Consider the following 16,504-nt stretch of genomic DNA (forward strand, 5'->3'; position numbering starts at 1 on the left):
AGTTGACACACAACGCAGGTGACCCGCCCCGGATTCCGGGGCGGGTCACTTGCGTCGTACGGGGGGCGCGGCCGCGCGCGAGGTCGCGGCCGGGGGTTACTCCTTGGCCGCCGCGGCGGCGTTCTTCTTCTCCTCGGCGTCCTCGATGACCGCCTCGGCGACCTGCTGCATCGACATGCGGCGGTCCATGGAGGTCTTCTGGATCCAGCGGAAGGCGGCCGGCTCGGTCAGGCCGTACTGGGTCTGCAGGATGCTCTTGGCGCGGTCCACGAGCTTGCGGGTCTCCAGGCGGAGCGAGAGGTCGGCGACCTCCTTCTCCAGGGCGCGCAGCTCGGCGAAGCGGGACACGGCCATCTCGATGGCCGGGACCACGTCGCTCTTGGAGAACGGCTTGACCAGGTACGCCATGGCCCCCGCGTCCCGGGCGCGCTCGACGAGGTCGCGCTGCGAGAACGCCGTGAGCATCAGCACCGGGGCGATGGACTCCGCGGCGATCATCTCGGCGGCGGAGATCCCGTCCAGGACGGGCATCTTCACGTCCAGGATGACGAGGTCCGGGCGGTGCTCGCGGGCCAGCTCCACGGCGCGCTGACCGTCACCCGCCTCGCCGACGACGGAGTAGCCCTCCTCCTCCAGCATTTCTTTCAGGTCGAGCCGGATGAGCGCCTCGTCCTCGGCGATGACGACGCGGGTCGTCAGCGGCGGGACATGCGACTGGTCGGCGTCGACGGGCGTGGGCGACGACTCGTGCTCGGCGGTCACGGAGGGCTCCTCGTTGCGGGGCATAACAGCTCCCCTGAGCCTACCTAGCTCCTGTAAGGTGGTCTCGCGCAGGGTTCGTTGAGTCCTTCGTTTCGTAGGCCCCAGTACTCCAACTGGTCAGAGAGGCCGCTCTCAAACAGCGGACAGTGTGGGTTCGAATCCCACCTGGGGCACTTTCCTTATATTCCATGGTCGCGCGAATCTTGCGGGCCTTAGCTCAAACGAGCGATTCCGACCGCGCTGTCGACTGTCTTGCTGACTGGATCGCCGGTCCTTTGCGGGTCCCTTCACCCTTCCGCGCGGCCGTGCGCCCTCCCCCTCCCGCTTCCGCTCCCCCTCCCGTCCGTGCTTCCGCCTTCCGGAGCCGCCAGGCCGTGGAGGAAGGCCGCCGTGTCACGGGAGGCGTCGGCGGCGTCGAGGGGGGTGCCGGTGATCAGGAGCCGGTACCAGAACGGCGCGAGGACGAGGTCCGCGGCGCGGTCGAGGTCGGTGGCCGGGGGGATCTCCTCGCGCGCGACGGCGCGGGCGAGCACGGACCGGACGAGCTCGCGGCGGGCCCGGCACCAGGCCCGGAAGGGGTCGGCGGAGGCGGGCGCGAGCTGGGCCTCGGCGGCGAGGCCGGTGAGGGCGCGGGCCCGGACGGGATCGCCCGCCTCGGCGTAGAGGCCGGCGAGGAACGCGGTGAGGTCGCCCGCGAGGCCGCCCGTGTCCGGGCCGGGCTCCGGGGCGTGCGTGAAGGCGTCCATGACGAGTTCGGGCTTGGTCTTCCACCAGCGGTAGACCGTGCTCTTCGCGACGTTCGCCCGCCGGGCGACCCCTTCGATGGTGAGGGCGCCGTAGCCGTTCTCCAGGAGGAGCGCGGCGGTGGCCTCCAGGACGGATCGATGGGCTTCCTCGTTGCGGAGGCGGCCGCCGGTTCGGGGGGTGGGAGTGGTTGACACGGCTTCACGATAGCCGCTACCGTTTATCGAAACGCTGCGTAGCGTTTCGATAGATCGGTTCGACTGGGGCGGGGGCTGAGTCATGAACGGATGCGTGAGCACGCAAGGGCAACAGCAGGATCAGCAGGATCAGCAGGAGGGTGGGCGCCCGGAGCTCTGGCAGGAGCACTGGTACGAGCCCACGGGCGAGGAGTTCGCCGCCGCGGGGCACGAGGTGCCGATCCCCAACTTCCCGGAGCCGAAAGCCTGGTGGGAGTCCGCACAGGCGGCCGCGCCGGGGCGCCGGGAGGTGCGGGCGGCGCAGGGACTGCGGGCGGTGCGGGAACTGCGGGAGCACGACTCGGCGGCCGAGCGGGCGTTCGCCGCGAGGGTGGCGGGCGCGGGCGCGGGCGCGAGCCGGGACGGGTGGAGGCGCGGGGCTCCGGTGCCGGTCCTCTCCCCCGAGGTGCGCAGGGACCGGAGCCTCAGAGCCGCGGCCGGGGCGATCCCCCGCATACGGGGCTGAGGCCGCGCGGGGTCGGCGCCGGGGGCCCGGGGGTGTCCCTTGGAGCCGGTCAGGGCGGTCCGGCGAACGCGCCTGTCAGGACAGGCCCACCCCGGACGGGTCGGGGTGCGCCATGGCGCCGGGGCGCGCGGACCGGGACCCGATCAGCACGGCGGCGAGCAGGGCCGCAAGGAGCGTGCTCCCGCAGGCCCACCAAAGGGTGTTGATGTGACCCTTGAGCAGCTCTTCGGCAACCGCCACGGGCAGCGACCTCGCCCGCGCAGCTCGTACCTGGTTCGCGATGCTCGCGCTGAGCAGCGCCGCGCCGATCGAGAGGCCAAGGTGCTGGGCTCCGGAGATCACGGCCGAGGCGCCGCCGGCGTGCGGTCCGGCGGCGTCGGTCGCGACGGCGAAGAGCGCCGGCACGGCCAGGCCGGAGCCGAGACCGGCGAGGACGATGCCGGGCAGGGCCAGCGGTGCGTAGCCGCTGTGGAGTGAGAGCGAGGCCAGCAGCGCCAGGCCGACCGCGGTGACCAGCAGGCCCGCCACGATCAGGAGCCGCGGGGCGGTGCGCCGCAGCAGGTGGGGGGAGATCAGGGTCGAGGCGATGACGTTCGCGGCGACCAGGGGCAGCAGGTGCACTGCCGTGTCGAAGGGGGACAACCGGAGGGCGAACTGGAGGAAGAAGGTCAGGGCCGCGAAAAGGGTGAAGAGACCGATGCCGGACAGGGCCACGGCGAGGAAGGCGCCGATGCGGTTGCCGTCCGGTGCGAGCACCGGGTTCGAGGCCAGGCTCTGCCACCACATGAAGCCGACGAACAGGAGGGCACCGCCGACGATGAGCAGGAGGACCAGCGGGGTGACGGCCCAGCCCTCGGACTGGCCACCGGTCAGACCGTAGGTGAGGGCGACCAGTGCGCCGGAGCCGAGGATGACCCCGAGCGGGTCGGGGCGGGCTCCCGTGCTCCCCGGGCGGTCGTGCACCAGGGTGAGCGCACCGATCAGGACGATCACGGCGAGGAGGACGCCGGAGAAGAAGGACCAGCGCCAGCTCAGGGTCTCGACGAACCAGCCGCCCGCCAACAGGGAAAGCACCGAACCGCTGCCGATGACCGTGGCGTACACGCCGAAGGCCCGGCCGCGTTCCCTCGGGTCGGTGAAGGCGTTGGCCACCAGCGACAGCGCGGAGGCGGTCAGCAGGGCGCCGAAGACGCCTTGCAGGGCGCGGGCCCAGAGCAGCATGTCGGCGTTGGCGGCCGCGCCGCCGAGCCCGCAGGCCACCGCCAGGCCGACCACTCCGACGGTCAGGATCCTCTTGCGGCCCGCCAGGTCCGCGAGGTGTCCGCCGATCAGCAGGAAGCCTCCGAAGGCGAGCCCGTAGGCGTTGCCCAGGCTGCTCAGGTCCTGGGTCCGCATCCCCAGGTCGGCCTGAATGGAGGGGAACGCGATGTTGAAGGCCGATGCCTGGAGCAGCACCATCAGTTGCGCCAGGACGAGGAACGCCAGGCCCCACCACCGCCGGGGGTGCGGGGGCGACGGGTCCTGGGGCGAGAGCGGGGAGGCGGTGGTGGCCCAGGAGCCGTCGACGGGGCCGAAGGTCTGCCCGGGGATCAGCGGCGTGGGCGTCGTCGGGGGGTAGGCGGGGGGTGCGGGCAGCGGGTGCGCGTACGGGTTGTCCGACGCGACACGGGGGTCCGGCCGCGCGGCGAGCGGTTCCACGGGGGTCTGCGCGGGGGTGTGGGCGGGGGTGTGGGCCGGGGTCGGCGCGGGGGTCGGCGCCGGAATCTCTGCGGGCGCCTGCGCCGGGGCGAAGTCCAGGAGTTCGGCGGCGTGGCGGCCGAGCTGGGCCAGGACGGCGCCGGGCAGCCATTCCCCGGGGTGGTCCGTCGCCGTACGGGCGGCGACCTCCTCGGGGGTGGGCCGCCGGTCCGGGGCCTTGTCGAGGCACGCGCGGACGAGGTCGACGAGCGATTCCGGGACCCCGGTCAGGTCGGCCTCCTCCTCCGCGATCCGGAAGAGGTGGGCGTTCAGCCCGGTGTCGGGCGCCCCGAAGAGCAGGCGCCCGGTCGAGGCGTAGACGAGGACGGCGCCGAGGCAGAAGACGTCGCTGGCGGGGGTCAGGTCGAGGCCCCGGACCTGCTCCGGCGACATGAAGCCGGGGGAACCGATCAGCATGCCGGGGCGCGTGTACAGGCTGTCCCCGGTCAGGCTCTCCATCGCGCGGGCGATGCCGAAGTCGATGACGCGGGGGGCGTCGACGGTGACGAGAACGTTGGACGGCTTGAGGTCGCGGTGGATCAGCCCGGCTTCGTGGATGGCGCGCAGGGCGAGGGCGAGGCGGTTGGCGAGGATGCGGACCGAGTGTTCCGGCAGCGGGCCGAAGTCCTTGGCCACCACGGTCTGGAGGTCCGGTCCCGGGATGTACTGGGTCGCCACCCACGGGATCGCGGCCTCGGGATCGGCGTCGAGTACGGCCGCCGTCCAGTTGCCGCCCACCCGGCGGGCCGCGGCCACTTCGCGGGCGAACCGCCTGCGGAACTCGGGCTGACCGGCGAACTCCGCCTGCACCACCTTCACCGCGACGGTGCGGCCGCCCTCGGAGCGGCCCAGGTAGACCAGGCCCATGCCGCCCGCACCCAGCCGGGCGATCAGACGGTACGGGCCTATACGGGGCGGGTCTTCGGCGATCAGCTCGTCCACGGAAGAAAGATAGTGCAACCCTCCGGCACGACAAGGGTCATCGGCGCTGATTCACCGGCCCTGGGCACACCTGGCCGCCCGCCCGTCCGCGCCCCGCAGGGGCCCGGGCGGGCGGCCATCGGCCGCCGGGGTCAGCGGACCGCGTCCCCGATGTGGTGGATGCGGACCAGGTTGGTCGATCCGGAGACGCCGGGGGGCGAGCCCGCCGTGATCACGACGACATCGCCGGGCACGCAGCGGCCGATGCGCAGGAGCTCTTCCTCGACCTGGGCGACCATCGCGTCGGTGGAGTCCACGTGCGGCCCGAGGAAGGTCTCCACGCCCCACGTGAGGTTGAGCTGGGAGCGGGTGGCCTGGTCCGGGGTGAAGGCCAGCAGCGGAATGGGCGAGCGGTAGCGGGAGAGCCGGCGGACGGTGTCCCCGCTCTGGGTGAAGGCGACGAGGAACTTGGCGCCGAGGAAGTCGCCCATCTCGGCGGCGGCCCGTGCGACGGCCCCGCCCTGGGTGCGCGGCTTGTTCCGCTCGGTGAGCGGCGGCAGCCCCTTGGCGAGGATGTCCTCTTCCGCGGCCTCGACGATGCGGGCCATGGTGCGGACCGTCTCGATCGGGTACTTTCCGACGCTGGTCTCGCCGGAGAGCATGACGGCGTCGGTGCCGTCGATGACGGCGTTGGCGACATCGGAGGCTTCGGCGCGCGTGGGGCGGGAGTTGTCGATCATCGAGTCGAGCATCTGCGTCGCCACGATGACGGGCTTGGCGTTGCGCTTGGCGAGCTTCACCGCGCGCTTCTGCACGATCGGCACCTGTTCCAGGGGCATTTCGACGCCGAGGTCGCCGCGCGCCACCATGATGCCGTCGAAGGCGGCGACGATGTCGTCGATGTTCTCGACCGCCTGCGGCTTTTCGATCTTGGCGATGACGGGGAGGCGCCGGCCTTCCTCGTCCATGATGCGGTGGACGTCCTCGATGTCGCGGCCGCTGCGCACGAAGGACAGCGCGATGACGTCGGCGCCGGTGCGCAGCGCCCAGCGGAGGTCGTCGATGTCCTTCTCGGAGAGGGCGGGCACGGAGACGGCGACGCCGGGGAGGTTCAGCCCCTTGTGGTCGGAGACCATGCCGCCCTCGACGACCAGGGTGTGCACGCGCGGTCCGTCGACCCCCGTGACTTCGAGGGTGACGCGGCCGTCGTCGACGAGGATGCGCTCGCCGGTGGTGACGTCGTGGGAGAGGCCCTTGTAGGTGGTGCCGCAGGTGTGGCGGTCACCCTCGTGGTCCTCGACGGTGATGGTGAACTCGTCTCCGCGTTCAAGGAGTACGGGTCCTTCGCGGAAGCGGCCGAGGCGAATCTTCGGACCTTGAAGGTCGGCGAGGATTCCGACGCTGCGGCCGGTTTCGTCGGAGGCCTTGCGCACCCGGTGGTAACGCTCCTCGTGTTCGGCGTAGGTGCCGTGGCTGAGGTTGAAGCGGGCGATGTCCATTCCGGCTTCGACCAGGGCTTTGATCTGGTCGTATGAGTCGGTCGCGGGGCCCAGGGTACAAACGATTTTCGCTCGGCGCATGAGCTGAGCGTATGCCCCTACCGGGGAGTAGAGAATTGGTTCCGGGTGACCACTCAACAACCTTTGGGCAAAAGCTTGTTGACAATTATTGAATGTGCACGGGGGTGCTCTGATGAGCACCCCCGGGGGCCTCCGCGAAGCCGGCCGGCACGTGCGTCAGAGCTGCGGAGGAGTCATCGTGAAGCGGGCGTTCACCTGGGCGTAGACGGTCTGCCGCTGGGGTTCGAGGTCGAGCGCCGGGGCGTGTTCCTCGGGGGCGCCGCCGTAGGCCATCGACCGCATGGCGCCGCCCGGGGCGGCCAGCATCCGGGGCCCCGCGTCCTCGGCCCCGAGGTCGGCCAGTTCGACGAGGGCGGCGAGCCGGGCGCCGAGGGCTTCGGCGTACTCGCGGGCGCGCTTGACGGCTTCGAGCACCGCCTGCCGGCGGGCCTGGCCGTGGGCGGGCGACTCGGGGCGCAGCGCCCACCACGGTCCGTCCACACGGGTGAGTTCGAGGTCGGCGAGCCGGGTGGTGAGCTCACCCAGGGCGGTGAAGTCGCTGAGTTCGGCGGTGATGAGGACCCGGCCGTGGTAGGCGCGGACGCGTTCGCCGCGGCCCTGGCGGGTGAGTTCGGGGGTGATCGAGAAGGCGCCGGTTTCGAGCTTCTCCACGGAATCCCCGTAGCTCTTGACCAGGTCGAGGACGGCGTTGTTGCGCCGGGTGAGGTCTTCGAGGGCGCCCCGGCGGTCGACGCCGCGGGCGCTGACCGTGATGCCGATGCGGGCGATCTCGGGGTCGACCTCGATGCGGGCTTCGCCGCGCACGGCGACCCGGGGGACGTCAGGGGTCCCGTAGGGCAGCGGCGTTCCGTAGGGCTGGTGGGTTCCGAAGGACTGGGGCGTTGCGTCATCGGTCATGGTTTCACTCTCGCACTGTCGGCCTCCCGCTGACTCCGGTCATCGGATCGCAACCTGGCGGGGCTGGTCGCCGTCGCTCTCGCCGGGTCAGAATCTACGCGCGTTACCTACGCAGTTGTTCACGCTTCACAGGGGCCGCCCCACCGGGCGGGCCCCGGCACGAGGGAGATGGCATGGCGTTCGACCGCAGGACGTTCCTGGGGACCACGGCCGCGACGGGGGCCGCCGTGGCGTTGACGGGGGCCGCGAGCGCCCCGGCGTCCGCGAGCACCCCGGCCGCCGCGCAGGGGTCCCGGCCGCCGCGCACCTACGCGTTCACGGTGATGGGGACCACCGACCTGCACGGCAATGTCTTCAACTGGGACTACTTCACGGACAAGGAGTTCGACGACAAGGCGCACAACGACGTCGGCCTGGCGAAGATCTCCACGCTGGTGAACCAGGTCCGTGCGGAGAAGGGACGCGGCAACACCCTGCTGATCGACGCGGGCGACACGATCCAGGGCACCCAGCTCTCGTACTACTACGCCAAGGTGGACCCGATCACGGCGCGCCGCGGTCCGGTGCACCCGATGGCGCAGGCGATGAACGCGATCGGCTACGACGCGGCGGCGCTCGGCAATCACGAGTTCAATTACGGCATTCCGGTGCTGCGGAAGTTCGAGGAGCAGTGCGACTTCCCGCTGCTGGGGGCGAACGCGCTGGACGCGAAGACGCTCCGGCCGGCCTTCCCGCCGTACAGCATGCACCGGGTGTGCACCCCGCACGGCCCGGACGTGAAGGTGGCGGTGCTGGGTCTGACCAACCCGGGGATCGCGATCTGGGACAAGGCGAACGTGCAGGGGAAGATGACCTTCCCCGGTCTGGAGGAGCAGGCGGCGAAGTACGTGCCGCGGCTGCGTTCGCTGGGCGCGGACATCGTGATCGTCTCGGCGCACTCGGGGTCGAGCGGTACGTCGAGCTACGGCGACCAGCTCCCGTACATCGAGAACGCGGCCGCCCTGGTGGCCGAGCAGGTGCCGGGGATCGACGCGATCCTGGTGGGCCACGCGCACACCGAGATCCCGGAGTACCGGGTGAAGAACAAGGCGACCGGCAAGGACGTCGTGCTCTCCGAGCCGCTCAAGTGGGGTCAGCGCCTGACCCTGTTCGACTTCGAGCTGTCGTGGGCGAAGGGCCGCTGGTCGGTCGACAAGGTCGGGGCGCGGGTGCTGAACTCCAACACCGCGGCCGAGGACCCGAAGATCGTCCGGCTGCTGTCGGACGAGCACCGCAAGGTGGTGTCGTACGTCAACCAGGTGATCGGCACCTCGCTGGCGGCGATGTCCTCGGCGGAGGGCCCGTTCAAGGACGTGCCGATCATCGACCTGATCAGCCACGTGCAGGCCCAGACGGTGAAGACGGCGCTGGCCGGTACCGAGTGGGCGGCGCTGCCGGTCCTCTCGCAGGCCTCCTGCTTCTCGCGGACGGCGGCCATCCCGGCGGGCCAGGTGACCATCAAGGACGCGGCGGGCCTGTACCCGTTCGAGAACACCCTGGAAGCGCGGCTGCTGACGGGCGCGCAGTTGAAGGACTACCTGGAGTTCTCGGCGAAGTACTACGTTCGCACCGCGCCGGGTGATCCGGTGGACCCGGCGAAGCTGACGAACGCGGAGAGCATCCCGGACTACAACTACGACGCGGTGTACGGCGTGACGTACGACATCGACATCGCGCAGCCGGCCGGGTCGCGGATCACCGGGCTGTCCTTCCAGGGCAAGCCCGTGGACCCGGCGGCGCAGTTCGTCCTGGCGGTCAACAACTACCGGGCGTCGGGCGGCGGCAACTTCCCGCACGTGCCGAAGGCCAAGCAGCTGTGGGCCAACTCGGAGGAGATCCGCAACACCATCATCCAGTGGGTGAAGGCGAAGGGCACGGTCGACCCGGCGCAGTTCGCGTCGGTGGACTGGAAGCTGACGCGGGCCGGGGTGCCGGTCTTCTAGCGGGCCCGGGCGGGGGTGGCAACGGAAACCACCCCCGCCCCCGTCTCAGGGGTGTTCCACGAGCGGCAGCAGCGCGCCGGGCACCCGCGGCCGGGCGGCTTCGCGCTGTTCGAGGCCGAAGGTCGTGAAGGCGGTGCGGGCGGGCAGCGGATAGGGGTCCTTGCCCGTGAGCGTGTTGAGGATGGTGGCGCTGCGCCAGGCGGCGAGCCCGAGGTCGGGGGCGCCGACGCCGTGGGTGTGGCGCTCGCCGTTCTGCACGAAGACGGTGCCGGTGACGGTGGGGTCGAGCTTCATCCGGTACCGGTCGTCGATCCGGGGGCGCCCGGAGGAGTCCTTGCGCAGGTACGGGTCGAGCCCGGCCAGGAGCTGCCCGAGCGGCCGTTCCCGGTAGCCGGTGGCCAGGACCACGGCGTCGGTGGTGAGCCGGGAGCGGGTGCCCTGCTCCAGGTGTTCCAGGTGGAGTTCGACCTTGGTGGTGGCGACCCGGCCCGCGGTGCGGACGCTGACCCCGGGGGTGAGGACGACGTCGGGCCAGCCGCCGTGCAGGGTCCGCCGGTACAGCTCGTCGTGGATGGCGGCGATGGTGTCGGCGTCGATGCCCTTGTGGAGCTGCCACTGCGCGGGCAGCAGCTTGTCCCGTACGGGCTCGGGCAGGTCGTGGAAGTAGCGGGTGTAGTCCGGGGTGAAGTGCTCCAGGCCCAGCTTGGAGTACTCCATGGGGGCGAAGGAGGGCGTGCGGGCGAGCCAGGTGAGGCGTTCGCGTCCGGCGGGGCGGGCGCGCAGCAGGTCGAGGAAGACCTCGGCGCCGGACTGGCCCGAGCCGATGACGGTGACGTGTTCCGCGCCGAGGATCCGCTGCCGGTTGTCGAGGTACTCGGCGGAGTGCACGACCGGGACGGTGGGGGCTTCGGCGAGCGGGCGCAGGGGGTCGGGGACGTAGGGCGCGGTGCCGATGCCGAGCGCGAGGTTGCGGGTGTAGGTGCGGCCGAGGGCCTCGGCTTCGCCGTCGGCGTCGACCTGGGTGAAGTCGACCTCGAAGAGGTCGCGTTCGGGGTTCCAGCGGACGGCGTCGACCTGGTGGCCGAAGTGCAGGCCCGGCAGCTGCCCGGCGACCCAGCGGCAGTAGGCGTCGTACTCGGCGCGCTGGATGTGGAAGCGCTCGGCGAAGTAGAAGGGGAAGAGGCGTTCCTTGTGCTTGAGGTAGTTCAGGAACGTCCAGGGGCTGGCCGGGTCGGCGAGGGTGACGAGGTCCGCGAGGAAGGGGACCTGGAGGGTGGCGCCTTCGATGAGGAGGCCGGGGTGCCAGGCGAAGTCGCGGCGCTGGTCGTAGAAGGCGGTGGCGAGGCCGCCGGAGAACTCGTGCTGCTGGAGTCCGTGGGCGAGGGCGGCGAGGGAGAGGTTGAAGGGGCCGATGCCGATTCCGACGAGGTCATGGGGTGCTTCGAGTGGAGCGGTCATCGGTGGGTGCTGCCTTCCAGGAGGGTCAGGAGGGTGGCGAGGTCCCCCGCGGTGGTGCGGGGGTTGAGCAGGGTGGCCTTGAGCCAGAGGCGGCCGTCGGCCGTGGCGCGGCCGAGGACGGCGCGGCCGTCGAGGAGGAGGGTGCGGCGGACCGCGGCGAGGCGGGCGTCGTCGGCGTCGGTCGGCCGGAACAGGACGGTGCTGATGGTGGGCGGGGCGTGCAGGACGAAACCGGGGTGGGCCTCCACGAGGCGGGCGAAGTCCGCGGCGACGGCGCAGGTGGCGTCGATGAGCCGGGCGAGGCCGTCGCGGCCCAGGGAGCGCAGGGTGACCGCGATCTTCAGGGCGTCGGGCCGGCGGGTGGTGCGCAGGGAGCGGCCGAGCAGGTCGGGCAGGCCCGCTTCGGTGTCGTCGGTGGCGTTGAGGTAGTCGGCCTGGTGGGCGAGGGGGGCCAGCAGGGCGGTGTCGGGGACGGCGAGGAGTCCGGCGGCGACGGGCTGCCAGCCGAGTTTGTGCAGATCGAGGGTGAGGGACCGGGCGCGGCCGAGGCCGTGCAGGAGGTGTCGGTGGCGGGGGCTGAGGGCGAGGAGCCCGCCGTAGGCCGCGTCGACGTGGAGGTCGGCGCCGTGGCGGGCGCAGACGTCGGCGAGGGCGTCCAGGGGGTCGATGAGCCCGGCGTCGGTGGTGCCCGCGGTGGCGGTGACCAGGACGGGCCCGGGGCGCTCCTGGCGGACCCGGGTCAGGGCCGCGTCCAGGTCGGCGGGGTGCAGGGTGCCGGTGGGGGTGGGGATGCCGGTGGCCGGGGGGAGGCCGAGGAGCCAGGCGGCGCGGGGGACGGAGTGGTGGGCGTTGGCGCCGTGCAGGACGGTCAGCGGGCCCGCGCGGCGGTGGTGTTCACGGGCCAGCAGCAGGGCGAGCTGGTTGGCTTCGGTGCCGCCGGTGGTGACGAGGGCGTCCGGGTGCGGGGTGTCGTACAGCTCGGCGGCGAGGGCGCGGGTCAGGAGCGCTTCGACCACCGAGGCGGCGGGGGCCTGGTCCCATGAGTCGAGGGACGGGTTCAGGGCGCTGGCGGCGAGGTCGGCCGCGGCGGCGACGGCGAGCGGCGGGCCGTGCAGGTGGGCCGCGCACAGCGGGTCGGCCGGGTCGGCGGCGCCCTCGGCGAGGGTGTGGACGAGGGTGCGCAGGGCTTCGTGGTCGCCGTGGCCGTGCGCGGGCAGTACGTCGCCCAGCGCGGCGCGGACGCGGGCGGCGACGGCGTCGGGCCCGCCCGCGGGGAGGGGCCCGCCGCGGGCGGCGGCGCCGGTGGTGAGGGCGTCGAGGACGGTGTCGAGGAGGGGCCGCAGCGCGGCGGCGCCCCCGCTGCCGCCCGCGAGCGGGGGCAGCGGGGGCGGGGCGCCGGGCGGCGGTGTCGTGCGGCTCGTCACGCGGGTCCTCACGGAAGCTGGGCGGGGCGCGGGGCCCGGACCAGCCGGACCCCCACCCGTGACAACGATCCGACCCGAATGGGGTAACCGCCGGGGTTTGTCCCGTGGGCGGTTTTCGGCCGCCGTCAGTCGGCCACCGGGGCGGTCCGCACCCGCAGGGCGCGCGCGAGGTCGTCGAGCTGGTCGGTGAGCTTGCGCCGGAGCAGCGGGATGGGCTCGCCGTGGTCCAGGCAGTCCTGTCCGGCGCGCAGGTTCTCCTGGTCGATGGCGTGGACGGGGAAGGCGTAGCGGCCGACGGCCTCGGCGATGGCGGGGCCGCGGCGGGCGGTCAGGGCGAGGGCGTCGGGGTAGAAGCGGGGCACGTAGGCGTGCAGGAGTTCGGCCTGTTCGGGCTGCCAGAAGCCCTGCGCGGTGGCGGAGAACAGGTAGTTGGACAGCGTGTCGTCGTGGAACATCCGGTCCCAGGCGGCCTGCTTCGTGTCGGCGTCGGGCAGGGCGGCGCGGCAGCGGGCGGCGCCTTCCTCGCCGGTGGCGCTGGGGTCGTCGGCGAGCGCGGCCGCGATGGCGTCCTCGCCGACGGCGCCGAGGGCGGCGAGCCGGGCCAGGACGCGCCAGCGCAGTTCGGGGTCGAGTTCGGGTCCGCCGGGGACGGTGCCGTCGGCGAGCCACGCGGCGATGGTGTCGGGCTGGGTGGCGCTGTCGATGAAGGTGCGGACGGAGGCCAGGCGCAGCCCGGGTTCGGCGCCGTCCTCGGTGCGCCGGATCAGGGCGCGGGTGAGGGCGGTGAGGGTGGCGAGCGCGCCGGCGCGGTCCGCGGCGGGCAGGTAGCGGTCGGCGATGTGGGCGCGGGCGAAGCCGAGGACGCTCTGCACGATGGCGAGGTCGCCCTCGTGCGGGAGGTGGGCGGCGGCCGCTTCGAGGTAGGCGGCGGGCGGGAGTTCGCCGTCGCGGACCATGTCGCGGGCGGCGTTCCAGATGATGCTCCGGGTCAGGGCGTCGGGGACGCCGGAGAGGGCGCGCACCACGGTGTCCCAGGAGCCGGGGTCCAGGCGGACCTTGGCGTAGCCGAGGTCGCCGTCGTTGAGGAGGATCAGGGCGGGGCGGGGACCGGCGCCGGAGATGACCTCGGTGGTGGGCAGGTCGAGTTCGAGGAGCTCGCGACGTTCCAGTACGCCGTCCTCGCCGGGTACGTCGTCGTAGGCGCCGACGGCGATGTGGTGCGGGCGGCTGCCCTGCCGGTCGACGGTGAGGGTCCAGCCGCCGGCGCCGTCCTCGACGCGCGGGACGAGGGTGTCGGTGCCGGTGGTGCGCAGCCAGGTCTCGGCCCAGGCGTGGACGTCGCGGTCGGTGTGGGCGGCGAGGGAGTCCACGAAGTCCGCGAGGGAGGCGTTGGCGAACTTGTGCCGCTGGAAATGGGTGTTGATGCCGGCGAGGAAGTCCTTCTCGCCGAGCCAGGCGACGAGCTGGCGCAGGGCGGAGGCACCCTTGGCGTAGGAGATGCCGTCGAAGTTGAGGAGGGCGGATGCCGTGTCGGGGACGGCTTCCGGGTCGGGGGCGACGGGGTGGGTGGAGGGCCGCTGGTCGGCGTCGTAGCCCCAGGCCTTGCGGGCGAGGCCGAAGTCGGTCCAGGCGCCGGTGAACCGGGTCGCCTCGGTGAGGATCTGGTAGCCCATGTACTCGGCGAAGGACTCGTTCAGCCAGATGTCGTCCCACCAGCGCAGGGTGACGAGGTCGCCGAACCACATGTGGGCCATCTCGTGGGCGATGACCACGGCGCGCCACTGGCGTTCGGTGTCGGTGACGGCGGAGCGGTAGATGTACTCGTCGCGGAAGGTGACCAGACCCGGGTTCTCCATGGCGCCCGCGTTGAACTCGGGGACGAAGGCCTGGTCGTAGGAGTCGAAGGGGTACGGCTCGGTGAACTTCTCGTGGTAGCGGTCGTAGCAGGCCGTGGTGATGCCGAGGATCTCCTCGGCGTCGGCGTCCAGGTGGGGGGCCAGGGACCGGCGGCAGTGCACGGCGAAGGGCAGCCCGGCGTGCTCGGTGCGGACGGTGTGCCAGGGGCCCGCGGCGATCGCGGCGAGGTAGGTGGAGATGACGGGGGTGGGCGCGGACGTCCAGATTCCGGCGCCGTCCCCTGCGCGTTCCCCGGTCCGCTCGGTGGTCCCGTTCGCGATGACGCTCCAGTGGGCGGGCGCGGTGACGGTGAACTCGAAGACGGCCTTGAGGTCGGGCTGGTCGAAGGCGGGCAGGACGCGCTGCACGTCGTCCAGGAACATCTGGCTGTAGACGTACGTCTCCCCGTCCGCGGGGTCGGTGAAGCGGTGCAGTCCCTCGCCCGTGCGCGAGTACCGCATCACCGCCTCGACGCGCAGCTCGTGGGGGCCCTCGGTGAGCCCGGTGAGCGGGAGCCGGTTGCCGGTCAGGGCGGCGGGGTCGAGCGGGCTGCCGTCGAGCGCGGCGGAGCGCAGTTCCTCCGGCTTCAGCTCCACGAAGGTGTCACCGGCGGCGCGGGCGCTGAACCGGATGACGGTGGTGGAGTCGAAGGTCTCGTCGCCCCGCGTGAGGTCGAGGGCGACGGCGTAGTGGTGGACGTCGAGGAGGGCGGCTCGGGTCTGCGCTTCGTTGCGCGTCAGTGCGGACATGCGCCCCATGCTGCCAAAACGGCGCCGCGTGCCAAAGGGCCGGTACGGGCGCCCGCGGAACGGGTCGGGGCGGACGGGCCCCGCATGCGGCCCGGCCTACGCCTCGGTGTCCTCGCCCGCGGCGATCGTCTCGTGGTGGCGGATCACCTCGGCGATGATGAAGTTGAGCAGCTTCTCGGCGAAGGCAGGGTCGAGCTTGGCGTTCTCGGCGAGCTGGCGGAGCCGGGCGATCTGGCTGGCCTCGCGGTTCGGGTCGGCGGGCGGCAGCTGGTGCCTGGCCTTGAGGTGGCCGACCTGCTGGGTGCACTTGAACCGCTCGGCGAGCATGTGCACCACGGCCGCGTCGATGTTGTCGATGCTGTCCCGCAGCCGCGCCAGTTCCTCGCGGACGTTCTCGTTCGTCATGGTTCCCGAGCTTACGTGGCTGGTGGGGCCCGGTCTGCGGCCGCTCGGCCTGTGAGACGGCTCCGTGCGTACGGGCCCGGGGCCCCCGTCCTTGCGGCCGCGTCCCGCGCGGCCGGAAGGACGGGGAGGTCGACGGGACGGGGTCAGAGCGTGGCGGCGGCGGCGCGGATCGCGGAGGCGAAGGTGGACACCTCGCTGTAGACACCGGGGTAACCGCGGCGGGCACAGCCCTCGCCCCAGCTCACGATGCCGACCTGGATCCATGCTCCGGCGTCGTCGCGGCGGAACATCGGGCCGCCGGAGTCGCCCTGGCAGGTGTCGACGCCGCCCTGGTCGAAGCCGGCGCAGATCTCGTCACCGGGGACCAGGTCGCTGCCGTAGGCGGCCTGGCAGGCGGCGTCCGAGACGAAGGGGACGGTGGCCTTCATCAGGTAGCGCTGCTGGCCGCCGCCCTCACGGGTGGCGCCCCAGCCCGCGACGGTGAAGGTGCCGTTGTTGTAGGCGGTGGTGTCGGCGATCTTGAGGGTGGGCTGGTTGATGGGCTTGGCGAGCTTGATGAGGGCCCAGTCCTTGCCCTTGCCGTTGTAACCGGGGGCCTGGAGGACCTTGGTGGACCTGACCTTGACGGCGCTGGAGCTGTTGAGGTCGACGACTCCGGCGGTGGCGGTGATGGAGGTGTTGCTGCCGGATCCGTCGACGCAGTGGGCGGCGGTCAGCACGATCTGCGAGCTGTAGAGGGCGCCGCCGCAGCCCATGGAGAGACGGACCATGAAGGGGAACTCGCCCTGGGCGGCGCGGGTTCCGCCGACGACGGGGGTCGGGTCGGCGCTGGCCGCGCCGGGCTGGAGGCTGACGGCCGCGAGGGCGACCGCCGCGACGGCGAGGGTACGGCGGATCAGGCGGGTGACGTTCTTGGTCTGCAACACAGTCGGCACGCTGCCTTTCGTGGGGGGTGGGGCGGTGCGTGGGTGCGTCGCGCACGCCGCCGCAGGGACGGCGGACATGACGGGTCCATGTCACATCCCCCCACCACCCCCGCACAAGAACCCCATTCCGGCCAAGGTCCACCCGGCCGGCCCCCCGGTGCGCGCTTCAGTCCCGCCGGGCACCATCCAGCCTTGCCGGGCAAATCCGGCCTCGCCGGGCGAATTTAGCCTCGCCGGCGTTTGAGGCGCGGGGTCTGGGGCGGAGCCCCAGGAGCCCCGCAGGGGACAACGGCCCTGGCGGGCCGCCCCGGGCTCCGCCCG

The 16,504-nt window shown here is 72.4% G+C and carries 12 protein-coding genes and 1 tRNA gene; 3 read left to right on the forward strand and 10 right to left on the reverse strand.

From position 1 onward, the window contains the following. Positions 1-96: 96 nt before the first annotated feature. Positions 97-786 carry an ANTAR domain-containing response regulator gene (locus AC0693_RS33115; protein ID WP_356413079.1) on the reverse strand — a complete coding sequence of 230 codons (690 nt, stop codon included), beginning with the start codon at positions 784-786 and terminating at the stop codon, positions 97-99. A gap of 74 nt (positions 787-860) precedes the next feature. On the opposite strand from AC0693_RS33115, the gene AC0693_RS33120 reads away from it, so the two are divergent. Continuing rightward, positions 861-935 (forward strand) — tRNA-Leu (locus tag AC0693_RS33120). 114 nt (positions 936-1,049) lie between these two features. Here AC0693_RS33120 and AC0693_RS33125 read toward each other — a convergent pair. Then, positions 1,050-1,703: a TetR/AcrR family transcriptional regulator gene (locus AC0693_RS33125; RefSeq protein ID WP_478803815.1), complete on the reverse strand. Its 654-nt coding sequence runs from the start codon at positions 1,701-1,703 to the stop codon at positions 1,050-1,052. Between the two features lie 94 nt (positions 1,704-1,797). Here AC0693_RS33125 and AC0693_RS33130 point away from each other — a divergent pair, with 94 nt between their 5' ends. Beyond that, on the forward strand, positions 1,798-2,208 hold the full coding sequence (locus AC0693_RS33130; protein WP_478803816.1) for a hypothetical protein: 411 nt from the start codon (positions 1,798-1,800) through the stop codon (positions 2,206-2,208). Positions 2,209-2,283: 75 nt separating this feature from the next. On the opposite strand, the gene AC0693_RS33135 is transcribed toward AC0693_RS33130, so the two are convergent. The 3 genes from AC0693_RS33135 to AC0693_RS33145 all read right to left on the reverse strand — a co-directional run bounded on the left by AC0693_RS33135 (position 2,284) and on the right by AC0693_RS33145 (position 7,343). Next, the gene (locus AC0693_RS33135) at positions 2,284-4,887 is read right to left on the reverse strand and encodes an MDR family MFS transporter (RefSeq protein WP_478803817.1); all 2,604 of its coding nucleotides are present in this window, start codon (positions 4,885-4,887) and stop codon (positions 2,284-2,286) included. A 131-nt stretch (positions 4,888-5,018) separates the two neighbouring features. Further along, positions 5,019-6,446 (reverse strand): pyruvate kinase, encoded by a 1,428-nt coding sequence (gene pyk / locus AC0693_RS33140; protein WP_356413086.1) that lies wholly within the window; start codon positions 6,444-6,446, stop codon positions 5,019-5,021. Positions 6,447-6,602: 156 nt separating this feature from the next. After that, positions 6,603-7,343, reverse strand: a complete 741-nt coding sequence (locus AC0693_RS33145; protein ID WP_469337864.1) for an SIMPL domain-containing protein — start codon at positions 7,341-7,343, stop codon at positions 6,603-6,605. Between the two features lie 173 nt (positions 7,344-7,516). Here AC0693_RS33145 and AC0693_RS33150 point away from each other — a divergent pair, with 173 nt between their 5' ends. Then, a complete protein-coding gene (locus AC0693_RS33150) occupies positions 7,517-9,325 on the forward strand; it encodes a bifunctional metallophosphatase/5'-nucleotidase (RefSeq protein ID WP_478740404.1) in 1,809 nt (602 codons plus the stop codon). A gap of 45 nt (positions 9,326-9,370) precedes the next feature. On the opposite strand, the gene AC0693_RS33155 is transcribed toward AC0693_RS33150, so the two are convergent. The 5 genes from AC0693_RS33155 to AC0693_RS33175 form a co-directional block, all read right to left on the reverse strand. Continuing rightward, positions 9,371-10,783, reverse strand: coding sequence for a lysine N(6)-hydroxylase/L-ornithine N(5)-oxygenase family protein (locus AC0693_RS33155; protein ID WP_356413091.1), 1,413 nt, complete (start codon positions 10,781-10,783; stop codon positions 9,371-9,373). Further along, on the reverse strand, positions 10,780-12,207 hold the full coding sequence (locus AC0693_RS33160) for a pyridoxal phosphate-dependent decarboxylase family protein (protein ID WP_478803818.1): 1,428 nt from the start codon (positions 12,205-12,207) through the stop codon (positions 10,780-10,782). The genes AC0693_RS33155 and AC0693_RS33160 overlap by 4 nt, the downstream gene beginning before the upstream one ends. A gap of 125 nt (positions 12,208-12,332) precedes the next feature. Then, entirely contained in the window at positions 12,333-14,852 is a 2,520-nt protein-coding gene (gene pepN / locus AC0693_RS33165; protein ID WP_478803819.1) for an aminopeptidase N, read from the reverse strand. 96 nt (positions 14,853-14,948) lie between these two features. Next, on the reverse strand, positions 14,949-15,257 hold the full coding sequence (locus tag AC0693_RS33170) for a chorismate mutase (RefSeq protein ID WP_356413096.1): 309 nt from the start codon (positions 15,255-15,257) through the stop codon (positions 14,949-14,951). A gap of 143 nt (positions 15,258-15,400) precedes the next feature. Continuing rightward, a complete protein-coding gene (locus tag AC0693_RS33175) occupies positions 15,401-16,192 on the reverse strand; it encodes a serine protease (RefSeq protein WP_469318919.1) in 792 nt (263 codons plus the stop codon). Positions 16,193-16,504 lie beyond the last annotated feature (312 nt).

The sequence above is a fragment of the Streptomyces sp. NPDC043876 genome (assembly GCF_056435825.1).

Coding starts and splice junctions, on each gene's coding strand:
- AC0693_RS33115 (WP_356413079.1), bottom strand. CDS start 786: ATGCCCCGCAACGAGGAGCCCTCCGTGACCGCCGAGCACGAGTCGTCG.
- pyk (WP_356413086.1), bottom strand. CDS start 6,446: ATGCGCCGAGCGAAAATCGTTTGTACCCTGGGCCCCGCGACCGACTCA.
- AC0693_RS33145 (WP_469337864.1), bottom strand. CDS start 7,343: ATGACCGATGACGCAACGCCCCAGTCCTTCGGAACCCACCAGCCCTAC.
- AC0693_RS33150 (WP_478740404.1), top strand. CDS start 7,517: ATGGCGTTCGACCGCAGGACGTTCCTGGGGACCACGGCCGCGACGGGG.
- AC0693_RS33155 (WP_356413091.1), bottom strand. CDS start 10,783: ATGACCGCTCCACTCGAAGCACCCCATGACCTCGTCGGAATCGGCATC.
- pepN (WP_478803819.1), bottom strand. CDS start 14,852: ATGTCCGCACTGACGCGCAACGAAGCGCAGACCCGAGCCGCCCTCCTC.
- AC0693_RS33170 (WP_356413096.1), bottom strand. CDS start 15,257: ATGACGAACGAGAACGTCCGCGAGGAACTGGCGCGGCTGCGGGACAGC.